Origin of the sequence: Rhizobium sp. 18055 (genome assembly GCF_902706285.1) — a bacterium.
Classification (GTDB): Bacteria; Pseudomonadota; Alphaproteobacteria; order Rhizobiales; family Rhizobiaceae; genus Rhizobium.
On the sequence record NZ_CACSKD010000493.1, the window covers coordinates 1 to 387 of the forward strand.

At 39.0% G+C, this 387-nt stretch carries 1 protein-coding gene; it reads right to left on the reverse strand.

The annotated features are described in order from the left end of the window. Nucleotides 1-40 precede the first annotated feature (40 nt). Nucleotides 41-387 (reverse strand): 30S ribosomal protein S16 (rpsP, locus tag GVL52_RS30160; RefSeq protein ID WP_306440394.1); only part of this gene is annotated, 347 nt, incomplete at its 5' end.

Consider the following 387-nt stretch of genomic DNA (forward strand, 5'->3'; position numbering starts at 1 on the left):
GATTTTCAATCATGTCCATAAGTGTTCTCGCTTACTGTTCTTACTTAGAGAATCTTTGTTCGTGGAATTTCTTCAATACGCCAGCGTTTGAAAGAAGGCTACGAACTGTATCAGATGGTTGTGCACCTTTTGCCAACCACTCAAGTACACGCTCTTCTTTAAGAGTTACTGAGTTTTCAGCCAAAAGTGGGTTGTAAGTACCAACAGTTTCGATGAAACGACCATCACGTGGTGCACGTGAGTCTGCAACGTTGATACGGTAGAAAGGTTTCTTTTTCGAACCCATACGAGTCAAACGGATTTTTACTGCCATTTTTAAATGTTCTCTTTTCTTTGTATTTTTATTCGGTGAAATAGCAGAGCTATTTAGCACATGTTCTATTATAC